Source organism: Sphingomonas adhaesiva, assembly GCF_002374855.1.
Classification (GTDB): domain Bacteria; phylum Pseudomonadota; class Alphaproteobacteria; order Sphingomonadales; family Sphingomonadaceae; genus Sphingomonas; species Sphingomonas adhaesiva.
Window position 1 is genome coordinate 599,004 of sequence record NZ_NWVC01000002.1, and the last position, 22,677, is coordinate 621,680.

At 70.2% G+C, this 22,677-nt stretch carries 20 protein-coding genes; 14 read left to right on the forward strand and 6 right to left on the reverse strand.

The window, feature by feature from the left end:
* Positions 1-54: 54 nt before the first annotated feature.
* Positions 55-2,379 carry a TonB-dependent receptor gene (locus COA07_RS07325; RefSeq protein WP_066707959.1) on the reverse strand — a complete coding sequence of 775 codons (2,325 nt, stop codon included), beginning with the start codon at positions 2,377-2,379 and terminating at the stop codon, positions 55-57.
* Between the two features lie 79 nt (positions 2,380-2,458).
* Positions 2,459-3,535: a Gfo/Idh/MocA family protein gene (locus COA07_RS07330; RefSeq protein ID WP_066707961.1), complete on the reverse strand. Its 1,077-nt coding sequence runs from the start codon at positions 3,533-3,535 to the stop codon at positions 2,459-2,461.
* Positions 3,536-3,573: 38 nt separating this feature from the next.
* On the opposite strand from COA07_RS07330, the gene COA07_RS07335 reads away from it, so the two are divergent.
* From COA07_RS07335 to COA07_RS07380, 10 genes are all read left to right on the forward strand, one after another.
* Entirely contained in the window at positions 3,574-4,482 is a 909-nt protein-coding gene (locus COA07_RS07335; protein ID WP_066707969.1) for an aldo/keto reductase, read from the forward strand.
* A gap of 50 nt (positions 4,483-4,532) precedes the next feature.
* Positions 4,533-5,594 carry an LLM class flavin-dependent oxidoreductase gene (locus COA07_RS07340; protein ID WP_245842053.1) on the forward strand — a complete coding sequence of 354 codons (1,062 nt, stop codon included), beginning with the start codon at positions 4,533-4,535 and terminating at the stop codon, positions 5,592-5,594.
* An 11-nt stretch (positions 5,595-5,605) separates the two neighbouring features.
* Positions 5,606-6,208 carry an NADPH-dependent FMN reductase gene (locus COA07_RS07345; RefSeq protein ID WP_066707974.1) on the forward strand — a complete coding sequence of 201 codons (603 nt, stop codon included), beginning with the start codon at positions 5,606-5,608 and terminating at the stop codon, positions 6,206-6,208.
* Positions 6,201-7,394: a molybdopterin-dependent oxidoreductase gene (locus COA07_RS07350; protein WP_096640691.1), complete on the forward strand. Its 1,194-nt coding sequence runs from the start codon at positions 6,201-6,203 to the stop codon at positions 7,392-7,394. The genes COA07_RS07345 and COA07_RS07350 overlap by 8 nt, the downstream gene beginning before the upstream one ends.
* A complete protein-coding gene (locus COA07_RS07355; RefSeq protein WP_066711156.1) occupies positions 7,391-7,720 on the forward strand; it encodes a hypothetical protein in 330 nt (109 codons plus the stop codon). The genes COA07_RS07350 and COA07_RS07355 overlap by 4 nt, the downstream gene beginning before the upstream one ends.
* Before the next feature lie 64 nt (positions 7,721-7,784).
* Positions 7,785-8,960: an acyl-CoA dehydrogenase gene (locus COA07_RS07360; RefSeq protein WP_066711158.1), complete on the forward strand. Its 1,176-nt coding sequence runs from the start codon at positions 7,785-7,787 to the stop codon at positions 8,958-8,960.
* A gap of 268 nt (positions 8,961-9,228) precedes the next feature.
* Complete coding sequence (locus tag COA07_RS07365; RefSeq protein WP_066711160.1) at positions 9,229-10,230, forward strand: LLM class flavin-dependent oxidoreductase; 1,002 nt, start codon at positions 9,229-9,231, stop codon at positions 10,228-10,230.
* A gap of 55 nt (positions 10,231-10,285) precedes the next feature.
* Complete coding sequence (gene purE / locus COA07_RS07370) at positions 10,286-10,762, forward strand: 5-(carboxyamino)imidazole ribonucleotide mutase (protein WP_066711162.1); 477 nt, start codon at positions 10,286-10,288, stop codon at positions 10,760-10,762.
* Complete coding sequence (locus COA07_RS07375) at positions 10,759-11,829, forward strand: 5-(carboxyamino)imidazole ribonucleotide synthase (protein ID WP_066711164.1); 1,071 nt, start codon at positions 10,759-10,761, stop codon at positions 11,827-11,829. Before purE ends, COA07_RS07375 begins: the two co-directional genes overlap by 4 nt.
* 23 nt (positions 11,830-11,852) lie before the next feature.
* Complete coding sequence (locus COA07_RS07380; RefSeq protein WP_066711166.1) at positions 11,853-12,653, forward strand: hypothetical protein; 801 nt, start codon at positions 11,853-11,855, stop codon at positions 12,651-12,653.
* 77 nt (positions 12,654-12,730) lie between these two features.
* Here the strand turns inward: COA07_RS07380 and COA07_RS07385 are convergent, their stop codons facing one another.
* Positions 12,731-13,030 carry a hypothetical protein gene (locus COA07_RS07385; RefSeq protein ID WP_066711168.1) on the reverse strand — a complete coding sequence of 100 codons (300 nt, stop codon included), beginning with the start codon at positions 13,028-13,030 and terminating at the stop codon, positions 12,731-12,733.
* 20 nt (positions 13,031-13,050) lie between these two features.
* Positions 13,051-15,900 (reverse strand): M16 family metallopeptidase, encoded by a 2,850-nt coding sequence (locus tag COA07_RS07390; RefSeq protein ID WP_066711172.1) that lies wholly within the window; start codon positions 15,898-15,900, stop codon positions 13,051-13,053.
* Between the two features lie 139 nt (positions 15,901-16,039).
* Here COA07_RS07390 and COA07_RS07395 point away from each other — a divergent pair, with 139 nt between their 5' ends.
* From COA07_RS07395 to COA07_RS07410, 4 genes are all read left to right on the forward strand, one after another.
* Positions 16,040-16,516 (forward strand): MarR family winged helix-turn-helix transcriptional regulator, encoded by a 477-nt coding sequence (locus tag COA07_RS07395; RefSeq protein WP_245842055.1) that lies wholly within the window; start codon positions 16,040-16,042, stop codon positions 16,514-16,516.
* Positions 16,504-17,907 (forward strand): efflux transporter outer membrane subunit, encoded by a 1,404-nt coding sequence (locus COA07_RS07400; RefSeq protein ID WP_096640693.1) that lies wholly within the window; start codon positions 16,504-16,506, stop codon positions 17,905-17,907. The genes COA07_RS07395 and COA07_RS07400 overlap by 13 nt, the downstream gene beginning before the upstream one ends.
* Positions 17,904-19,088 (forward strand): HlyD/EmrA/EmrK family protein, encoded by a 1,185-nt coding sequence (locus COA07_RS07405; protein ID WP_066712547.1) that lies wholly within the window; start codon positions 17,904-17,906, stop codon positions 19,086-19,088. The genes COA07_RS07400 and COA07_RS07405 overlap by 4 nt, the downstream gene beginning before the upstream one ends.
* Positions 19,089-19,242: 154 nt before the next feature.
* Entirely contained in the window at positions 19,243-20,817 is a 1,575-nt protein-coding gene (locus tag COA07_RS07410) for a DHA2 family efflux MFS transporter permease subunit (RefSeq protein WP_066712544.1), read from the forward strand.
* 163 nt (positions 20,818-20,980) lie between these two features.
* Here the strand turns inward: COA07_RS07410 and COA07_RS07415 are convergent, their stop codons facing one another.
* Both COA07_RS07415 and mmsB read right to left on the reverse strand, forming a co-directional pair.
* Positions 20,981-21,676 (reverse strand): TetR family transcriptional regulator, encoded by a 696-nt coding sequence (locus tag COA07_RS07415; RefSeq protein WP_066712541.1) that lies wholly within the window; start codon positions 21,674-21,676, stop codon positions 20,981-20,983.
* A 104-nt stretch (positions 21,677-21,780) separates the two neighbouring features.
* Complete coding sequence (gene mmsB / locus COA07_RS07420; protein ID WP_096640695.1) at positions 21,781-22,665, reverse strand: 3-hydroxyisobutyrate dehydrogenase; 885 nt, start codon at positions 22,663-22,665, stop codon at positions 21,781-21,783.
* Between the last annotated feature and the right edge of the window lie 12 nt (positions 22,666-22,677).

Genomic DNA, 22,677 nt, shown 5'->3' on the forward strand with positions numbered 1-22,677 from the left:
GCCCGAACATGAAGAAGGGGCCGCTACCTTCCGGTGGCGGCCCCTCCTCTTACCTCAGAAGTTCACCCGCGCGGTCACGCCGTAATAGCGATCCGCCTCGCGCGGGATGATGTAGCGGTAGCTGCCGCCCGGCCCGCCGGAGGTGATCGCCGCGGCGAAGCTCTGGTCGAACAGGTTCTTGACCTGGAAGGTCACGCGATAGCGGTCGTCGGCGTCGATCACCGCCGCCGACAGGTCGACCAGGCCATAGCCCTTGATCGTCGTGGCGGCGCGGATCGCGGCATTGGCGTCCAGCTGCGACAGCTGGCTCGACTGGTACGACCCTTGCGCACCCAGCGCGAAGTCCACCGCCCCGCCGGTGCGCGCGCGCCAGTCGGCGCCCAGCGATCCCTTCCACTTGGGCGCATAGCCCAGCGGCGTGCCCGACGGCACCACGCCGGTGACGTTGCCGTTGGTCGGCAGCTTGAACTGGTCGACGCGCGCGTCGGTGTACGCCAGGCCGCCGTTGAACGACAGGTCGCGGACCGGCTGGAACAACAGGTCCAGCTCCCCGCCGCGGGTGGAGATGCGGCCCGCGTTGGTGAACCGCGTCACCAGCACGCCCGCCACCTCATCGGGGTTGTTCGCCTGGAAATTGTTGTACTTGGCGTAATAAGCGGCGAGGTTGACGACCAGCTTGCCGCCGAACAGCGTGTTCTTCAGCCCGGCTTCGTAGCTGTCGGCCGTCTCCGGCTCGATCACGTTCGTGCCGGTCGCGGTCAGATTGTAGAAGATGTTGAACGCCGGCCCCTTATAGCCGCGCGCATAGGTGGCGTAGAAGGTCGACTGCGGCACGATATCGTATTGCACGCCCGCCTTGCCGGACCAGTTGTCGTTGGTCGTCTTGCCGGTGAACGGGCCGAAGCTGGGCTGGATGCCCGGCCCCGCCAGCGTGGTGACGCGGCGGTGGAACACGTCCAGCTGATCGGTGGTGTAGCGGATGCCGACGATGCCGCGGAACCGGTCGGTGAAGTTCAGCGTGCCCTGCCCGAACAGCGCGAAATTCTTGAACACCGAACCGAACACCGCGGTGCCGGTCGGGCGCGTGGTGAGTGCGGGCACCGTGCTGCACGGCGTTCCCACGGGCGCGGCGTTGCAGACGATATCGTTGCGGGTGAACGTGCGCGTCGTTTCCGCGCGCGAGTAGAAGGCGCCCAGCACGTAGCTGAAGAACTGGTCCGCCGGGCTGGTCAGCCGCAGTTCCTGCGTGATCGTGTTCGACACCTGCGGCCCGACGTCGTGCAGCTGGTTGAGGCCCGAATAGGCGCGCGGCAGCCAGTCGCCGTCGCGGATCTCCTCGTTATCATACTCGCGGTACGAACCGATGTAGGTGACGGTCTGGTTGCCCAGCTCCCAGTCGAACTGGCCGCTGACGCCCCAGCTCTTTTCGTTGGTGCGGGTGATGAGGTCCTGGTTGATCTCGCGCGTTTCGTCGCGGCGCGCGGGCGGCAGGACGGTGGCGGCGAACGCGCCGGCGCTGCCCGCCGCGCCCGTCGGCGTCGTGCCGATCACCTCGGCGCAGCAATTGTCCTTCGATTCGCGATAGTCGGCGATCACCGTCGCGGTGAAATTGGGCGCCAGGTTCGCCACCAGCATCGCGCGCGCGCCGTAATGCTCGTAGCCGTTCACCCGCTCCCCGCCATAGGCCAGGTTGCGGATATTGCCGTCATAGGTGCCGTAGAAACCGGTGACGCGCAGCGCCACGTCGCTGCTGACCGGCAGGTCGATCGCGCCGCGCACGCGATATTCGTTGCCGTTGTCGAAGAAGAACCCGCCCTCGACATAGCCGCCCAGGTCCTTGCCCGGCCGCTTGGTGACGATGTTGATGACGCCCGCCGACGTGTTCTTCCCGAACAGCGTGCCCTGCGGCCCGCGCAGCACCTCCATCCGGTCGATGTCGATCAGGTCGCTGAACGCCTCGCCCGCGCGGCTGTAGACGACGCCGTCGACCACGGTGGAGATCGACGGTTCGCCCGCGATCGAGAAAGTCGAGGTGCCGACGCCGCGCAGGAACAGCGACTGGTTGATCGCGGTGCCCGACTTGCGGAAGTTGAGCGTGGGGACGAGATATTGCGCGCCCTCGATATTCACCGCGCCGCGCGCCGCCAGCGCATCGCCCGACACCACGGTGATCGCGACCGGCACGTCCTGCAACCGCTCCGACCGCTTCTGCGCGGTGACGATGATGTCGCCGGCGGGGGCATCGTCGGTCTCGCCCCGGTCGGGGGCGGCGGCGGGTGCGGGTGCGGGTGCGGGCGCCACCTGCGCGGCGGCGGGCATCGCCGCGGTCAGCGCGCCGGCGGCGACGGCAGTCAGAAACAGGCTCTTGGTCGTCATCATCTCAACCTCCCCGGAAATTCCCACTCTGATGGTGGGGTATCACGACTGACCGCGTTGTCAGCCAAGTTCGTCTTTAGTGTCAGAAACCCAGTTCGTGCATCTCCACCACGCGCTTCTCGCGCGCGCTGATTTCGGCTGCGGTTCCGATCGCCACCGCCATCAACCCGTCGCGCGCGGTCACCTCCACCGCGCCCGCCCCGCGCACCGCCGCATTGAAGCGCTGGTGTTCGTAGAAAGTGGAGCCATGGTGGCTGCCGGCGTTCAGTGCGGCTTCGTCGACATGCACGACGCGGCGCTCGACCTGCTTGGGGTTCATGAAGCCGACGCGCGGGGACCGCACGATCGCGCCTTCGGGGATCAGCACGTCGAGCCGCGCCTGGTCGCCGACCGCGGTGATCTCCTCCTGATTCTCCGCACCGTCCGCGAACATCGACAGGTCCAGCATCGCGCGCACGCCGTTGGCGAAATCGACGGTGGTGTAGCTGTTGTCGATGATGTCCGGGCGGCGGCCGTCATACGCCTCGTCCAGATGGTTCACGTCCATCGCGCCCGAACAATAGACGCGCACCGCCTCCGACCGGGTGATGAGCCGCATCAGGTCGAAGAAGTGGCAGCACTTTTCCACCATCGTGCCGCCGGTGTTGGCGGCAAAACGGTTCCAGTCGCCGACCTTCTCCAGGAACGGGAAGCGATGCTCGCGGATCGACAGCATCCGCAGCGCGCCGACGCTGCCGGCGTGGACCGCGCGGATGAACTCCGCGGCGGGCGGCATGTAGCGATATTCCATCGCGGTCCAGAACGGCCGCGCGCTCGCCTCCGCCTGTTCGACGATCCAGCGCGCATCCTCCACCGTGGTCGCCAGCGGCTTTTCGCACAGGATCGCCAGCCCTTCCCCGAACAGCGGGACCAGCACGTCGCGATGGGTATGGTTCGGGCTGGCGACGATCACCGCGTCGACCATCCCGCTGGTCGCGAGTTCCGCCGACGTCGCGAAGGCCTGCACCCCGTCGGCCTTGTCGCCCAGCGCATCCTTCGCCCAGCCGAGCGAGGTCGATACCGGATCGGCGATCGCTGTCACCACCGCGCCCGGCGTGATCGCCAGGTTGTTGAGATGCTCGACCCCCATCATGCCGGTGCCGACCAGGCCGTAACGCACTTGCTCTCCCACGCGTCTTGTCCTTATGTATGACAACGATGTCTGAAATCACCCTATCGCCCGATTCGCGTCCGCTCGGCAAGAGCGGAATCACCGTCAGCCCGATCGCATGGGGGATGTGGCGCTTCGCCGGCGCCGGCGCCGCCCAGGGCCGCACGCTGATCGAGGCCGCGCTCGACGCCGGCGTCACGCTGTTCGATACCGCCGATATCTACGGCTTCGACGGCGCGGGCGGGTTCGGCGATGCCGAGACGCTGCTGGGCGACATTTTCGCCGAGGCGCCGGCGCTGCGCGACCGGATGGTGCTGGCGACCAAGGGCGGGATCACCCCGCCGGTCCCGTACGACAGCGGCCGCGATTACCTGATGCAGGCGCTCGACGCCTCGCTGCGGCGGATGCGCGTCGACCATGTCGACCTGTACCAGATCCACCGCCCCGACATCCTGACCCATCCGCAGGAAGTGGCGCGCACGCTGGAGGACATGGTGTCCGCCGGCAAGGTGCGCGCGATCGGCGTGTCCAACTATACCGCCGACCAGACGCGCGCGCTGGCGTCGTTCCTGTCGGTGCCGCTGTCGTCGCAGCAGCCGGAATTCTCGCCCCTGTTCCTCGATCCGCTGACCAACGGGCTGATCGATCAGGCGATGGAGCTGAACCTGGCGGTGCTCGCCTGGTCGCCGCTGGGCGGCGGGCGGATCGCGCAGCCGGGCACTGCGCGCGAGGAAGCGGTGGCCGCCGCGCTCGACGCGGTGGCTGGGCGGTTCGGCGTCGGGCGCACCGCGGCGACCTACAGCTGGATCATGACGCATCCCGCGCGCGTCATCCCGATCGTGGGGACGCAGAATGCGGCGCGCATCGCCGAGCTGGCCGATGCCTTCCGCATCCGCTGGTCGCGGCAGGACTGGTACGACGTGCTGGTCGCGGCACGCGGCGAACGGCTGCCGTAACCCCGCGCGACGACGCGACCGGCAGCAACGACATGGCAGGGGAGAGGGAAGTGAGCAATCCGTGCGAGATCGCGTGGTTTTCCGCGCTGTGCGACGATGACTACGAATTTCTCGGCGTGCCCGATCCGGCGCTGCGTTCCAGCTGGGAGCATTGCCGCGATATCGTGATGCAGGCCGAAACCGGCGGGTTCGACAACATCCTGCTGCCGTCGGGCTATGCGCTGGGGATCGACACCACCGCCTTCGCCGCCGCGATCGCGACCGTGACGAAGAACATCCACCTGCTGATGGCGACGCGCATCGGCGAGATGTGGCCGCCGCAGCTGGCGCGCCAGATCGCGACGATCGACCGGATGACCGGCGGCGGGCGGCTGAAGGTCAACATCATCTCCAGCGACATGCCCGGCGAGACGCTGGCTTCCGCCCCGCGCTATCGCCGCACGGTCGAGGCGATGGAGATCCTCAAGACGCTGCTCAACGGCGAGCATCTGAATCACCAGGGCGAGTTCTGGCAGCTCGACGTCGATCCGCCGCGCGTCGGTACCGTATCGGGCAAGGCGCCGCTGCTCTACTTCGGCGGCCTGTCGCCGGATGCGCGCGACGCCGCCGCCCGTGCCTGCGACGTGTTCCTGATGTGGCCGGACAAGCGCGAGAATGTCGCCGCGATCATCGCCGACATGAAACAGCGCGCCGCCGCCTACGGCCGGACGCTGCGCTTCGGCTATCGCGCGCATATGGTGGTGCGCGATACCGAGGCGGAGGCGCGCGCCTATGCCGATCGCCTGCTGTCGAAACTGGATGCGCAGGAAGGCGCCGCGATCCGCGCCAAGTCGCTCGATTCGGCGTCCGCGGGCGTCGCCGCGCAGGCGGCGCTGCGCGAAAATGCCGCGGACGACGGCTATGCCGAGGAGAATCTGTGGACCGGCGTCGGCCGCGCACGCTCGGGCTGCGGCGCGGCGATCGTCGGCGATCCCGATCAGGTGCTGGCGAAGCTGCAGATGTATCGCGACATGGGCATCGACGCGTTCATCCTGTCCGGCTACCCTCACGCCGCCGAAGCCGATCTGTTCGCGCGCCACGTGCTGCCGCGGATCGACCACGCGCCATTGTGAGGGAGCAGACCGTGGGCAGTGCCGATACGAAACCGCTGGTGGTGGGAATCGGCGGCACCGTCGGCGGCCCGTCCTCCACCGAACATGCGCTGCGCATCGCGCTCGCCGCCGCGGGTGAGGAAGGCTATCGCACCCGCCTGTTCGGAGGCGAGGCGCTGGCGCGGCTGCCGCTGTACGATCCGCGCGCGGCCGAGCGGACCGCGGACGAACGCGATTTCGTCGCCGCGGTGCGGGAAGCATCGGCGGTCATCATCGCCAGCCCCGGCTATCACGGCAGCATTTCCGGCGTGGTCAAGAACGCGCTCGACCTGCTGGAGGAAACCGCGCGCGATGCCGATCGCCCGTACCTGCACGACGTGCCGGTCGGGCTGATCGCCACCGCCTACGGCTGGCAGGCGACCGGATCGACGATCGCGGCGCTGCGCTCGATCGTCCACGCGCTGCGCGGCTGGCCGACGCCCTTCGCCGCGGCGGTCAATTCGGCGCAGACGAAGTTCGATGCCGATGGCGGCGCCAGCGACGCCGCGGTGGTCGAACAATTGCGGCTGGTCGGGCGGCAGGTGGCGCGCTTCGCGCCCGCGCGCGCCCTGGCGCCGTCGTTCACCGATGCCTGACCGGCGCGACGCGCTGCGGCTGATCGGGCTGGGCGCGGCCGGCATCGCGGGGCGCGCCGCGGCGCAGGATATCGACCTGGGCTTTGCCGGAGGGCGCCGCGCGCTGGCGGACAATTGGCCGCAGAAGGGCGCGATGATCGTGCTGCGCGAACGCGCGCCGCTGCTCGAAACGCCGATGGACGTGCTGGGGGAGGACGTCTTCACCCCCAACGACCGCTTCTTCGTCCGCTGGCATTATGACGACATTCCGCTGTCGGTCGATCCCGCCGCCTTCCGGCTGCGCGTCGGCGGGGCGGTGCGCCGCCCGCTGGCGCTGTCGCTGGACGCATTGCGCCGGCTGCCGCGCGTCGAGTTGGCGGCGGTGAACCAGTGTTCGGGCAATTCGCGCGGCTTCTTCACCCCGCGCGTCCCCGGCGCGCAATGGGGCGACGGCGCGATCGGCAATGCGATGTGGACCGGCGTGCGGCTGCGCGACGTGCTCGACATGGCCGGCGTCGCGCCCGGCGCGGTCGCGGTGCGGCTGGCGGGGCTGGACCGGCCGCCGCCCGGCGCGCCATGGTTCGAAAAGTCGCTGGCGATCGACCATGCGCGCGATGGCGAGGTGATGATCGCGTTCGCCATGAACGGCGCAGCGCTGTCGCTGCTCAACGGCTTCCCGATCCGGCTGGTCGTGCCCGGCTGGTATTCGACCTACTGGATCAAGTCGCTCGACCGGATCGAGGTGCTGACCGCGCCCGACACCGGTTACTGGATGGCGAAGGCCTATCGCATCCCCGCCACGCCGGGCGCGAACGTGGTGCCGGGGGCGAAGGATTTCCCGACCGTGCCGATCGGCGCGATGGTGCCGCGCGCGTTCATCACCCCGCTGCCCGACGGCGCGAAGCTGGTCGCGGATCAGCCCTTTGCCGTGCGCGGGCTGGCGATGGGCGGGGCGCATGGCGTCGCGCGCGTCGACCTGTCGATGGACGCGGGGCGGACGTGGCACGCCGCGCGGCTCGGCCCCGATCAGGGGCGCTACGGCTTCCGCCGCTGGTCGGCGACGATCGCGGGGCTGCGCGCGGGCGGCTATCGCCTGTGGGCGCGCTGCACCAACACCGCGGGCGAGACGCAGGCGATGGACGCGATCTGGAACCCCGGCGGCTATATGCGCAATCCCGCCCCCTCGATCGCGATCCGCACGGCATGAGGCGGCTGCTCCCCGCTGCGCTGATGGCGCTCGCGGCCTGTTCGGCCGAACCGGACGCGCCCGCCGCTCCAGCGAACGACGCGGCACCGGTGGCGATCGCGCTGCCCGCCGAAACCGCCGCCTTCCCCGCCGGCCCGGCGGGGGAGCTGCTGACGCAGCATTGCACCGCCTGCCATTCGGCGGACCTCGTCACCCGCCAGCCGCCGCTGACCGCGGAGAAATGGCAGGCGACCGTCACGAAGATGCGCGAGGCCTATCACGCCCCGCTCGACCCGGCGCAGGACCGGCAGCTGGTCGCCGCATTGCTGGCGGTGCAGCCGCGCTGACGGGGTGGCCCCGCGCGCGCCGATCCGGTAACGCGGTCGTCAAAACGAGAGGCATTTCATCCGCATGATCCGTTTCGACTGGGCCGACCCCTTCCTCCTCGATGCGCAGCTGAGCGACGACGAACGCATGGTCCGCGACAGCGCGCGCGCCTATGCGCAGGACAAGCTGGCGCCGCGCGTCATCCGCGCCTTCGCCGACGAACATACCGATCCGGAAATCTTCCGCGAAATGGGCGCGCTCGGGCTGCTCGGCCCGACCATCCCGGCTGAATATGGCGGCGTCGGCGTCGGATACGTCAGCTACGGGCTGGTCGCGCGCGAGGTGGAGCGCATCGATTCCGGTTACCGCTCGATGATGAGCGTGCAGTCCAGCCTCGTGATGTACCCGATCCACGCTTACGGCTCGGAGGAGCAGCGCCGCAAGTATCTGCCGAAACTGGCGAGCGGCGAGTACATCGGCTGCTTCGGCCTGACCGAGCCGGATGCCGGCTCCGACCCCGGCGGCATGACCACGCGCGCGCGCAAGGTCGACGGCGGCTACGTCATCTCGGGCGCCAAGACGTGGATCTCGAACGCGCCGATCGCCGACGTCTTCGTCGTCTGGGCCAGGAGCGACGCGCATGGCGGCGCGATTCGCGGCTTCGTCCTGGAAAAGGGCATGAAGGGGCTGTCCGCGCCCAAGATCGAGGGCAAGCTGAGCTTGCGCGCCAGCATCACCGGCATGATCCAGATGGACGAGGTGGAACTGGGCGAGGATGCGCTGCTGCCCAACGTGGAGGGACTGAAGGGTCCGTTCGGATGCCTCAACCGCGCGCGCTACGGGATCAGCTGGGGCGCGCTGGGCGCGGCCGAATTCTGCTTCCACGCCGCGCGGCAATACGGCCTCGACCGCCAGCAGTTCGGCCGCCCGCTGGCCGCGACGCAGCTGTTCCAGAAGAAGCTGGCCGATATGGAGACCGAGATCGCGCTGGGCCTCCAGGCGTCCCTGCGCGTCGGTCGCCTGCTGGACGAGGGCAATTACGCGCCGGAGATGATCTCGATCGTCAAGCGCAACAACGTCGGCAAGGCGCTCGACATCGCGCGCATGGCCCGCGACATGCACGGCGGCAACGGCATTTCGGGCGAATATCAGGTGATGCGCCACGCGATGAACCTGGAAACCGTCAACACCTACGAAGGCGCGCACGACGTCCACGCGCTGATCCTGGGCCGCGCGATCACCGGCATCGCCGCGTTCTGATCGACAGGGTCGCCCCGGCGAAAGCCGGGGTCTTCCCGTGGGACAAACCGGCCACTGCCCCACGGAGACCCCTGCCTTCGCTGGGGTGACGGCTTCAAACACAATCGTCGCCCCGGCGAAAGCCGGGGCCTCCCCTTTGGACAGACCAGCGCCCGCCCCGCAAAGACCCCAGCCCTCGCTGGGGTGACGACTTCGCCCAAAGCCCCGCTTCACCCGCCCCAAGCGCGAACCGCTGGCATCCCGGCGCAGGCATCCCCACCTTGCCTACATGACACGGCTTTCCCTGCTCGATCTCGTCCCCGTCACCGACACCGGCACGGTGGCGCAGTCGCTCGCCCACGCCGCCGATCTCGCGCGTCATGCCGAGGCGGTGGGGTTCGACCGCTACTGGGTCGCGGAACATCACGGCATGGAGGGGATCGCGTCCGCCGCGACCGCGGTGGTGATCGCGCATGTCGGGCAGGCGACGTCGCGGATCCGCATCGGCGCGGGCGGGATCATGCTGCCCAATTCGGCGCCGCTGCAGATCGCCGAACAGTTCGGCACGCTCGATGCGCTGTTCCCCGGCCGCATCGACCTGGGGCTGGGCCGCGCGCCCGGTTCGGACCAGCGCGTCGCGCAGGCGCTGCGCCGCAACCTGAACAGCGATGCCAACCAGTTCCCCAACGACGTCGTCGAGCTGCAAAGCTATTTCGCGGACGACGGGCGCACCGGCATCCGCGCCACCCCCGGCGCGGGTGCGCGGCCGCAGATGTGGATCCTCGGCTCCAGCCTGTTCGGGGCGCAGCTGGCCGCGATCCTCGGGCTGCCCTACGCCTTCGCGTCGCATTTCGCGCCCGATGCGCTGGATCAGGCGCTGGCGATCTATCGTCGCGATTTCCGCCCCTCGGCGGTGCTCGAACGGCCCTATGCGATGGCCGGGTTCAACGTCTTCGCCGCCGATACGCGCGCGGAGGCGGAGCTGATCGCCACGTCGCAGCAGCAATCGTTCGTCGCGCTGCGCACCGGCAATCCGGGACGGATGCGCCCGCCGGTGGAGGGCTATCGCGCAACGCTGCCGCCCGCCCATGCCGCGATCCTCGACCACGTGCTGTCGGCCAGCGCGATCGGCACCCGCGACGACGTGGCGCGCGGGCTGGCGGCATTCGTCGCGCGCACCGGCGTGGACGAGGTGATGGTCGCCAGCGCGATCTACGATCACGACGCGCGCAAGCGGTCGGTCGCGCTGACGGCCGAGGCGATGGCGTCGCTGGACCGCGCCGCCGCCTGACCGGCCGCACCCATGGGGGCTGGACGCCACCGGCCCGCCCGGCTAGTCGCGCGCGATGGCGCACGTCGGCATCATCATGGGGTCCACCTCCGACTGGGAGACGATGCGGCACGCCGCCGAGACGCTCGACGCGCTCGGCGTAGCCTATGAGGCGAAGGTGGTGTCCGCGCACCGCACGCCGCAGCGGCTGTACGATTACGCCACCGGCGCGGCGGATCGTGGGCTGAAGGTGATCGTTGCGGGCGCGGGCGGTGCGGCGCACCTGCCCGGCATGGCCGCATCGATGACCCACCTGCCGGTGCTGGGCGTGCCGGTCGAATCCAAGGCGCTGAAGGGCATGGACAGCCTGTTGTCGATCGCTCAGATGCCCGGCGGCATTCCGGTCGGCACGCTGGCGATCGGCAAGGCGGGTGCGATCAACGCCGCGCTGCTGGCCGCCGCGATCCTGGCGCTGGGCGATCCGGCGCTGTCGCAGCGGCTGCAGGACTGGCGCCGCGCGCAGACCGACGGCGTGGCGACCGACCCGGCATGACCGCGCTTCCCCCCGGCAGCACGATCGGCATCCTGGGCGGCGGGCAGCTGGGCCGGATGATCGCCAGCGCCGCGGCGGACCTGGGCTATCGCACCCATGTGCTGGCGCCCGACCGCGAAAGCGTCGCGGCGCAGACCGCCTCCTCGCTCACCCGCGCGGACTATCACAACAAGGTGGTGCTGGCCGATTTCGCCGCGCAATGCGACGTCGTCACCTACGAATTCGAGAATATCGATGCCGCGCCGGTGCGCTGGCTGGCCGAGCGCGTGCCGGTCCACCCCTCCCCGCTGAGCCTGGAGGTCGCGCAGGACCGCGTGCGCGAAAAGTCGTTCGTGGAACAGGTCGGCGGCCGCCCGGCGCGCTGGCACGCGATCGCCACCCGCGCCGACCTGGACGATGCGGTCGCCGCGATCGGCTGCCCCGCGGTGCTCAAGACGACGCGCTTCGGCTATGACGGGAAAGGGCAGATGCGCCTGTCCTCCCCCGCCGATGCCGATGCCGCGTTCGAGGCGATCGGCGCGCCCGCGGTGCTGGAGGCGTTCGTCCCCTTCACGCACGAATTCTCGATCGTGCTGGTGCGTGGGCAGGACGGCACCGTCACCAGCTATCCCCCGCCGTGGAACGAGCATCGCGACGCGATCCTCCACCGCTCCACCCTGCCCGCCCCCGCCGAAATCGCCGCGCAATGGACCGAGGCGGCGGCGCTGACCGGCCGGATCGCCGACGCGCTGGGGCATGTCGGCGTGCTGACGTGCGAGTTCTTCGCCGGCGCGGACGGCCCGGTGTTCAACGAAATGGCGCCGCGCGTCCACAATTCGGGTCATTGGACGATCGAGGGCGCGGCGACGTCGCAATTCGCCAACCACGTCCGCGCGATCTGCGGCCTGCCGCTGGGCGACACCGCGCTGATCGGCACGCAGGTGGAGATGGAAAACCTGATCGGCGCCGACTGGGAACGCTGGCCCGATCTGGTCGCCGAACCGAACGCCTATCTCCACCTCTACGGCAAGCGCGAGACGCGCGCGGGCCGCAAGATGGGGCATGTCACGCGCATCACGCGCGTCTGAAGCGGGTTACGGAGGGAAGGCGCATGTTCGGAATCGTGATATCCGCAACGTTGCTTTCACTCCCGCAGGCGGCTGCAACCTCCGGCGCCTCACCTGCCAAATGGGTGTTGCACGCCGATCAGGCCCGCTGCGTTCTGGAGCGCCAGGATGCTTCGGTGCGGTTCGCCGTCGATACCACGCCCGGCAGCGACACCTTTGCCTTGGTGGTGGCTGGGCCGGGACTTCGCCACTCCGACCGGCTGATGCGGGTGACGATCGCCGGTACCGACGCGGCGGCCGAAGTACGTGGGCTGGCGCAGATACGCCTGGCCCGCGACGGGACGGTGATCGCACGAATCGCCGGTCTGCCTCCGAAGCTGCTGGACGGGCTGCACGGTGCAGGCCCGCTGACCCTTCGCATCGACGGGAGCGATCCGGTCGTGCTGTCGCTGCCCGGCGTCGCCCGTGCCGTGACCGCCCTACGCGGATGCGTAGCGGATCAGTTGATCGAATGGGGCGCCGACCCTGCACAATTCGCGCCGGGGGGACAGCCGCCGGTCGCCCTGCGCGACCGCGACGACTGGCTCGCCAACCGCGACCTTCTGGCGATCATGGGCTTGTCCCCCGCCCCCGTGCTGGATGCAACATTCCGTGTCGCCGTCTCCGCTACGGGCGTAGCGGCAGAGTGCCAACCTCAGTCCGATGACATTCCGGCCACCGTCGTCGCCGCGGTATGCTCCCGCATCGCCGGCAAGACGTTGGTCACGCCCGCGCATGACCATCAGGGAAGGCCCGTGCGGGGCGTAGTGACGTTTCGCATCCAGCTGTCCAGACAGGCGTCGTGAACCGCACAACCCATATGTGACGGCGGCGCGGACCGGCCATCGCCCGTCCGCGCCGCCGCGTTCACGTCACGCCGCGATCAGGCGGTGCGCTTGCCGTTCAGCGGGAAGCTGCCGAACGCGCCCGCGCCGACGTTGCCGGTCACGGTGTCGCCGTCGACGGTGGCGGTGATGTCCAGCGTCATCGGCATCGGCGACGTCATCTGCTGCTTCCACGACAGCGTGTTGCCGTCGACCGTCCCGGTGACGTCGGCGGCGCCCATCGCGCCCGATGCCTGGCCCGTGAAGCTGCCGCCGTCGGCCTTCACCGTCAGCGTCAGGTTCTGGTCGCCCAGCGGCGACTTCACGGTGCAATCGTAGGTTCCGTCCACTCCGGCCATCTTGCTCTCCCTTAACGTCGTTACTTCGCCGCGGGCGCGGCGGCGGGGGCGGCGGATGCCGCCTGACCGCCAGCCACCGCGGACGCCGGCATGACCTCGACCGGCAGGCCCAGCGAGTCAAGCTGCGGCTTCACCTTCGCGGCATCGCCGACCACCACCCACACCAGCTTCGCCGGGTCGATCGCGGACTTCAGCGCGCCGGTCGCCTGCGGCAGCGTCAGCGCGCGGTAACGAGCCGCGACCGTGGCGTAGTAGTCGTCGGGGCGGCGATACAGGTCGTTGGCCTGCATCGCGGTCAGCACGTCGCCCGACGTCTCGAACTCGCCCGACAGCGACCGCGTCGCGGAATTGATCGACCGTTCGAACTCCGCCGCCGTCATCGGCTGCGTCGTCAGATAGGCGGCGACGTCCTGCTTCATCGCGGCCAGCGCGGGGCCGGTCTTGTCCGCCTGCACCGGCGCCGACAGGACATAGGGCGCGGCAAAGGCGTTGCGGCTGAAATTGCCGTTCGCGCCATATGTCCAGTGCTTCTCCTCGCGCAGGTCCATGTTGATCCGCCCCAGGAAGCTGCCGCCCAGCGCCTCGTTGGCGATCTGCACCGGCAGCAGGTCGTCGGTGCCCTTCAGCCCGGTCTGCATCGCGCCCTGGATCAGCGATTGCGGGCTGTCCGGCCGGTCGATCAGGACGATGCGCGGCGAAGCGGAGGCGATCGTCGCCGGGAACGACTTGGTCCCGCCCGCACCGGTCGCGCGCCAGTCGCCGAACTGCGCCTCCAGCGTCTGGCGCACCGTGGCGAGCGGCAGGTCGGACGTGACGAAGATCTTCGCCTTGTCCGGGCGCAGCCACGCATCGCGGAACGCGACCAGATCGGCGCGGGTCAGCGCCGCCACCGCGCGCGGATCGCCCGATCCGCGCATCTTGGCATAGGGCGACCCCGGCGACACCAATGTCGGCAGCACGCGCTGCGCCAGCCCGTTCGGGCTGGTCAGCTCCTGCGCGATCTGCGTCAGCTGCTGGTTCTTGACGCGCGCCAGCTCGCTGTCGGGGAAGGCCGGGTTGCGCACGATATCGGCCCACAGCTGCGCGCCCGCCGCCAGATTGGCGCTCGGCACGCGCAGCGACACGGTGCTGCGGTCGGCGCTGCTGCCCGCGCCGATCTCCGCGCCCAGCCGCTCCTTGTCCTCGGCCAGCTGGATCGAATTGCGCGTCGCCGTGCCTTCGTCCAGCATCGCCAGCACCAGCGCCTGCGTGCCCAGCTTGTCGGCGACGTCGGCGGCGACGCCCGCGTCGAAGCTCATCACCGCCTGCGTCATCGGCACCGCGGTGCGTCGGGCGTAGACCACCTCGATCCCGTTCGACAGGCGCGTCCGCTCCACCGCCGGGAAGCTGAGGTCGGCGACCTGCGCGACGCCCGGGATCGGCCCGCGCGTGCCCTTCACCGCCGGCGCGGGCGCCTCGGCCGGCACCTCCTTGGCGGGCGTCGCCTGCGCCTCGGCATAGGCATCGCGCGCACCGGGGACGATCGACAGCTGGTAGGCGGGCCGCGTCAGCCACCTGGCCGCCGCCGCGCGCACGCTCGCCGGGGTCTGCGCCGCCAGGTCGGCCAGTTCCTTCCTGTAATGCGCCGGATCGTTCGAATAGAGCGCGCCCTCCGCCAGCGCGACCGCCTTGCCGCCGAAGCCGCCGACCGATTCCAGCCCGCCGATGCGATCGACGACGCTGCCGGTGACGTAACGGCTCACCTCGTCCGCGGTCGGGCCGTTCTTCACGAAATCGGCGACGATCGCGTCGATCCGCTGCGACACCGTCGCCGGATCGACCCCGGGGCGGACGATCGCGGTGATGACGAACATGCCGACCTGCGCCAGATTCTGGTAGCTGGCCGACACCTGCGTCGCCAATTTGTCCTGCTTGACCAGCGCATTGTCGAGCCGCGAACTGGCCAGCCCGCCCAGCACGCCGGCGGCCACGTCCAGCGGCGCGGCGTCGCGGTCGTTCAGCCCCGGCACCGCCCAGGCCTTGGTGATCATCGTCGCGGCGACGCGATCCTTCATCACCTCGCTCGCCGGGCCGGGCAGCGACGCGGGGACCGGCGCGGGCGGGGTCACGCTCTTCGGGCCGGCGGGGATCGCGCCGAAATACTTTTCGACCAGCGGGCGCGCGGTGGCGACGTCGATGTCGCCGGCCAGCACCAGCACCGCATTGTTCGGGCCGTAATGGCTGCGGAACCACTCCTTCACATCCGCCAGGCTGGCCTTGTCCAGATCGGCCATCGACCCGATCGTGGTGTGGCCGTACGGGTGGTCGGCGGGGAACAGCCCCTCGGTCAGCTTGTAGCGGCGCAGGCCGTAGGGCTGGTTGTCGCCCTGCCGCTTCTCGTTCTGGACGACGCCCCGCTGCACATCCAGCGTGTTCTGCGTGATCGCGCCGGTCAGATAGCCCATGCGATCGGATTCGAGGAACAGCGCGCGGTCCAGCGCCGCGGTCGGCACCGTCTCGAAATAATTGGTGCGGTCGAAGCTGGTCGTGCCGTTCAGGTCGGTCGCGCCGACCTGTTCCAGCGGTTCGAAGAAGTCGCCCGGCGCATTCTCGCTGCCGTTGAACATCAGATGTTCGAACAGATGCGCGAAGCCGGTCTTGCCCTTCGGCTCGTGCTTCGACCCGACGTCATACCATACGCTGACCGCGACGACCGGCGCCTTGCGGTCGGTGTGAACGATGACGCGCAGCCCGTTCTTCAGCGTGAACTGCGTGAAGGGGATGTCGACCGCCTTGACCAAAGTGGAAACCGGCGCGGCGGCGGGAGCGGGCGTGGCGGCGGCCTGCGCCACGGCGGCGGGGACGGCGAAGGGGGACGCCAGAACGGCCATGGCGACGCCGGCCGCCAGCAGGGAACGATGCGACAAGAAGGGTTACTCCACGCGATGGTTACACCCGACACCATAGCGCGCGGCCATCGCCCGGCAAGCGCCACGGACACGATATTGACTGCCGATGCAATCATTGCCAATGCAACGACCTGTGAGCTTCTACGATACCACCAACCTCTATCCCGATTCGTCGATCGGCTACCTCGTGCGGGTGTGCAACCAGTTGGGGATGGCGCAGCTCGACCGCGTCTTCGCGGACGAGGGGCTGACCGCGGTGCAATGGTCGGCGCTGATCTCGATCCATTTCGGCCGCGGCCCGACCTGCGCCGCGCTCGCGCGCGATCTGGCGCATGACAAGGGCGCGATGACGCGGATGATCGACACGCTGGAGCAGAAGGGGCTGGTCCGCCGCCTGCGCGACGACGACGACCGCCGCGTGATCCAGCTGTCGCTGACGCCGGCGGGAGAGGCGGCGGCGATGCGCTGCCGCGAACGGGTCATCGCATGCTGGAACGAATGGCTGACCGGCTGGTCGCACGACGAGATCACCACCTTCATCGCGCAGCTGCAAAGGCTGCGCACCACGCTGGAAAGTGCCGCCCCATGCGCCGCCTGATCCCCCCGCTCGCCGCCGCGCTGCTGACGGGCGCATGCGCCGTGCCCGCTTCCCCCCCGTCGGTCGCATCGAAGGGCGCGGCCGATCTGGCGCTGGCGGGGCCGGCGGTGGTGCTGGCGCCCGACTGGTGGACCGCGATCGGCGATCCGCAGCTCGACCGCATCGTCGCCGATGCGCTGGCGGGCAACCCCTCGCTCGACGCCGCCGCCGCGCGCGTCCGCCAGGCGGAGGCCGCGCTGGCGCGCCAGGATGCGGAACGCGCGCCCGACGTCGCGCTCGACGCGCAGGTGCAGGGCGCGCGGCTGTCGGGCAATTACACCATCCCGCCGCCCTTCCGCGGCACCGTCCGCGCGCTCGGCACCGGTCAGGCGGGGCTGTCGTGGAACCTCGACCTGTTCGGCCGGCAGAAAGCCGCGATCGAGGGCGCCGCGGCGCAGGCGCGCGCCGCCGCCTATGACCTGGCCGCCGCGCGGCTGATGCTGGCCGGATCGGTGGTGCAGGCCTATGCCGAACTGGCGCGCGCCGAACGCCAGCGTGCGATCGCGACGCGCACCATCGCCGCGCGGGAGAATTCGCTGAAGCTGGTCGGCGTGCGCGAACGCAACCGGCTGGCCAGCCGCATCGACGTGGAGGCCGCCAACACGCTGCTGGCGCAGGCGCGGCTGGCGCAGGTGCAGGCCGACGGCGCGCGCGCGCTGGCGGCCGATGCGCTGGCGGCGCTGGCGGGGCGCGGCGCGGACTATGCCGCCGCGCTCGGCCCCACGCGCCTGCCCGACGCGGTCGCGCTGCCGGTGCCCGCGGTGCTGCCCGCCGACCTGCTCGCGCGCCGGGCGGATGTCGCCGCGGCGCAGGCGCGGGTGGAGGCCGCCGCCGCCGGACGGCAGGTCGCGCGCCGCGCCTTCTATCCGAACATCAACCTGTCGGCGCTGGTCGGATTGCAGGCGGTGGGCTTCGCCAATTTCGTCGACCTCGATTCGGGCACCGCGGGCGCGGGCGCGGCGATCCACCTGCCGCTGTTCGACGCCGGGCGGCGCAAGGCCGATCTGGCCGGCGCGACCGCCGCGCTCGACGCCGCCACCGCCGCCTATAACGGCGCGATCGTCACCGCCGCGCGCGAGGCGGCGGACGCGGTCGCCCGCGTCCGCGCCGCCGATGCCGCGCGGGCGCGCACCGCGCAGATGCAGCGCGCGCTGGGCGAAACCAACCGCCTCAACGCGGTGCGCGTCGCCAGCGGCCTCAACAGCCGGCTCGACCTGGTCGACAACGACGTCCGCCTCCTCGACGCCGATCTGGCCGTCGCCAACCGTTCCATCGACGCGCTCGCCGCGCGTGCCCAGCTTGCCACCGCGCTCGGCGGCGGCTTCGCCCCCGTCCAGGACCTCGCCCGATGACCGACACGCCTGCCCCCGCCGCCGCCGAGACCCCGCAAGCCGCCGCCCCCGCCCCCGCCGGCAACCCCAAGGGGCGCCGCCGCGCCTTCGCGGTGCTGGGCGCGGTGCTGCTGGTCGCGCTGATCGTCTGGGCGGTATTCCACTTCCTGCTGGCCAAGCCCGAGGAGGAAACCGACGACGCCTATGTCGCCGGCGACGTGGTGGCGATCACCGCGCGCGATCCGGGCACGGTGCTGGCGCTCCACGCCGACAACACGCAAAGCGTGAAGGCCGGGCAGCCGCTGATCGAGCTGGACCCGACCACCGCAGAGGTGAACCTGGCCGCCGCCGCCGCCGAACTGGCGCGCGCGGTCCGCGCCACCCGCGCGGACGTCGCGCGCGTCGGCCAGTCGGATGCCGCGATCATCGAGGCGCAGGCGCAGCTGTCGCGCGCGCAGGACGATTACGCCCGCCGCCGCGGCGCCGCCGCGCAGGGCGCGGTATCGGGCGAGGAACTGGATCACGCCGCCGATGCGGTGAAGGTCGCCGCCGCCGGCCTGCGCCTCGCCCGCGAACAGCGCCGCCAGACGCAAAGCGCGGTGCAGGGCACCGACGTGGGCACCAACCCCGCCGTCCTCGCCGCGATCGCCGCCTATCGCCGCGCCGCGATCGTGCGCGGGCACATGCGCGTCACCGCGCCGATCGACGGCGTGGTCGCGCAGCGCACCGTCCAGGTCGGGCAGCAGATCGCCGCCGGCACGCCGTTGATGGCGATCGTCCCGCTCGACCGCCTGTGGGTCGACGCCAATTTCCGCGAGACGCAGCTCAAGGACCTGCGCATCGGCCAGCCCGCGACGCTGGTGGCGGATACCTATGGCGACGATATCGTCTATCACGGCCGCGTCGTCGGCGTCGGCGCGGGCAGCGGCAACGCCTTCGCGCTGCTGCCGCCGCAGAACGCCAGCGGCAACTGGATCAAGATCGTGCAGCGCGTGCCCGTGCGCATCGCGCTCGACCCGAAGGAATTGCGCGCCAACCCGCTGCGCGTGGGACTGTCAGTGAAGGCGACGGTCGACACCGCCGACCGCGGCGGCGCGCGGCTGGCGCAGGCGGCGACCGCCCCCTATCGCGGCGACACCGCGCAGGGCACCACGCCCGAGGTGGAGGCGGAGATCCGCCGGATCGTCGCGGCCAACCGGTGATGGCCACCCCGGCCGCCGCCCCGCCGGACGATGCCCCCGTCCTGTTCCCCGGCGAAGGCCGGGGCCCAGGAACGGATCGTTTGCTCATGCCACGCGCCGCCCGCAACTGGCCCCCGGCCTTGGCCGGGGAACATGAACGTGGTGGATCGAACTGATGGCCCAGCCTGCCGCCGCGCCTGCTGCCACGCCCTCGTCCCCATCCTCCGACCCCGCGCCGCTGTCCGGCGCGCGGCTGGGGCTGACCGCCTTCGCGCTGGCGCTGGGGACGTTCATGATGGTGCTCGACACCACCATCGCCAACGTCTCGCTGCCGACGATCGCCGGGAACCTGGGGGTGTCGAGCGACAATTCGACGTGGATCGTCACCGCCTTCGCGGTCGCCAACGGTGTCGCGGTGCCGCTGACCGGGTGGCTGATGCGCCGCTTCGGGGTGGTACGCGTCTTCTGCACCTCGGTGGTGCTGTTCACGATCGCCTCGTTCCTGTGCGGCGTGGCGTGGAGCCTCAATTCGCTGATCGCCTTCCGCGTCCTTCAGGGCGCGGTGTCCGGCCCGATGATGCCGGGCAGCCAGGCGCTGCTGATCTCGATCTTCCCACCGCAGAAGCGCGCCACCGCGCTCGGCATCTGGTCGATGACGACGCTGGTCGCGCCGATCATGGGGCCGATCCTGGGCGGCTATATATCCGACAATTTCCACTGGTCGTGGATCTTCCTCATCAACGTGCCCTTCGGCGTGCTGACCGCGATCGTGTGCTGGACGAACCTGAAGGCGCGTGAGACGCCCACGATGAAGCTGCCGATCGACACCATCGGCCTGGTGCTGCTGGTGCTGTGGGTCGGCGCGTTGCAGGTGATGCTGGACCTGGGCAAGAACGCCGACTGGTTCAACGATCCCACCATCGTCGTGCTGACGATCGTCGCCGCGGTCGGCTTCGTCGCCTGGGTGATCTGGGAACTGACCGACGCCAACCCCACCGTCGACCTGACGCTGTTCGCGCGGCGCAATTTCTGGATCGGCAACCTGGCCTTCGCGCTGGGCTATGCGGTGTTCTTCGCCAACATCCTGATCCTGCCGCTGTGGCTCCAGACGCAGCTGGGCTATACCGCGACCTGGGCCGGGCTGGTCGCCGCGCCCAGCGGCGTGGTGGCGGTGTTCCTGACCCCGTTCGTCGCGCGCCTGTCGGGAAAGATCGACGCGCGCATCCTCGCCACGATCGCCTTCGGCGGCTTCGCGGTCAGCTACTGGATGCGGTCGGGCTATACGACGCAGGCCAGCTTCTCCGACTTCGTGCTGCCGCTGCTGGTGCAGGGCGTGTCGATGAGCACGTTCTTCCTGGCGATGCTGACGATCTCGCTGGATCGCATCCCGCCCGAACGGCTGCCGTCGGCGACCGGCATCTCCAATTTCTGCCGCATCGTCGCGGGCAGCTTCGCCGCGTCGATCATCACCACCGCCTGGGACCGTCGCGAGGCGCTCCACCAGAGCCGGCTGGCCGAGGCGATCGGTACCGGCGTGCCGTATCAGATGGCGGCGGACCAACTGCAGCGCATGGGGCTGAACGCCGCGCAGGCGGCCGGCGCGGTCACCCGCCAGATGGTCGGGCAGGCGTATCTGCTCGCCTCCACCGACCTGTTCCGCCTGTCGGCATGGCTGGCCGGATCGCTGATCGTCCTCGTCTGGCTCTGCCGCCGCCCCTCCGCCCCGTCCGGGCCGGTCGCGGCGGACTAGCCGATTGGGTTCACGCGAAGACGCAAAGACGCGAAGAGGTATCTCTACCCGCCACAAAGTGGCCTCATCATCATTAATCGCGGATGCAAGGACGCTTCGCGTCGCATTCTACTTCTTCGCGTCTTCGCGTGATCCAAACCTCTTCCGTGGATCATCCGGCCCGCTATTCCCCCGGCCGCACCATCAGGCTGCCCATCAGCAGCCCCAGGACGTGCTGCGCATAGTCGCGGCGCAAGCTGTCGTCGATGTCGCCGACCGCAAACGCCCATTTGAGCGCGTAGCGCGCCTGGAACAGATGGTCGCACGCGCCGATCAGCGAGAAATAGAACAGCATCGGGTCGACCGCGCGGAACACCCCCTCCGCCTGCCCCTGCGCCAGGATCGCGGCCTGCGCCTCGTGCAGCGGGCGGACGACTCGTTCCGATACGAAGCGCGCGCCCTCCCCCTCCACGTCCTGGGTCAGCACCGCGACCAGCCGGTTGATGTACGGATGGTCGAAATAGGTCTGGGTGATCGCGCGGATGTGCAGGTCCAGCTTGCGCACCGCCGGCAGGTCGGCCGCGACCAGTTCAGCCAGCATCGGGAAGGTGCCGCCCACGTCCCGCTCGATCAGCGCGCGGAACAGCCCGTCCTTGCCGCCGAAGCGGTAATGGATCAGCGCCGAATTCAGCCCGGCGCGCGCCGCGATCTCCGCAAAGGTCACGGTGATCGAATTGCGCTCGATCATCCGCGCACTGGCCGCGTCCAGCAGGACGTCGCCCGAGTGGCGCCCGCGCCGTCGCGACGTCGTGCTGCGCTTGCGCGAACGCGCGGGCGGCGTGCGCCCGTGGTCCGCCGCCGCCACCTCCTGGCTCGGCATCGCTGGCATCCCCTCCTGTCGCGGGCCGTCCTGTACGGCGACCCGTCGTCATTGCAGTTATGCCCGGTTCGGAGCCATTGGCAAGCGTGCCGAACCGGCGCGGCCTATCGTGCCGCGTCCGCCAGCATCCGGATGATCCCCGAAAAATCCTCTCCGCCGCGCCCGGCCTCGGTAAAGGCGGTGTACAGTTCGGTGGCGCGGGTGCCCATCGGCACGTCGGCGTGTGCGTCGGCGGCGGCGGCCATCGCCAGCTTCAGGTCCTTCAGCATCAGCGCGCCGGCGAACCCGCCCTGATAGTCGCGATCGGCGGGCGATTCGGGGCCAACGCCGGGGACCGGGCAATAACTGGTCATCGACCAGCTTTGCGCGGTCGCCTTGCTGGCGATGTCGAAGAAGGTCTGCGCGTCCAGCCCCAGCCGTTGCGCCAGCACGAACGCCTCGCACGTCGCGATCATCGTGGAACCCAGGATCAGGTTGTTGCACAATTTCGCCGCCTGCCCCGCGCCGCTGGCGCCGGCATGGATCACCGCCTTGCCCATGTCCTCCAGGAACGGCCGGGCGCGCTCGAACGCCTCCGCGCTGCCGCCGACCATGAACGTCAGCGTGCCCGCATTCGCGGCCGCGATCCCGCCGCTGACCGGCGCGTCGACCGCCGCGATCCCGCGCGTCGCCGCGTTGTCGGCGACGCGCCGCGCGGTCGTCACGTCGATCGTCGAACAGTCGATCAGGATCGTCGAAGCGGCTACCCCGCCCAGGCTGTCGGCATAGACCTGTTCGACATGCGCGCCGGCGGGCAGCATCGTGACCACCGCCTCCGCGCCGTCGGCCGCCGCGGCGGCGCTGTCGACGGGCAGGCACCCGGCCGCCTGCGCGCGCGCCAGCGCGTCGGCGGACAGGTCGAACGCGCGCACGTCATGCCCCGCCTTCGCCAGGTTCGCGGCCATCCCGCCGCCCATGTTGCCCAGTCCGATGAACCCGACCCGCGCCATGATATTATCCTC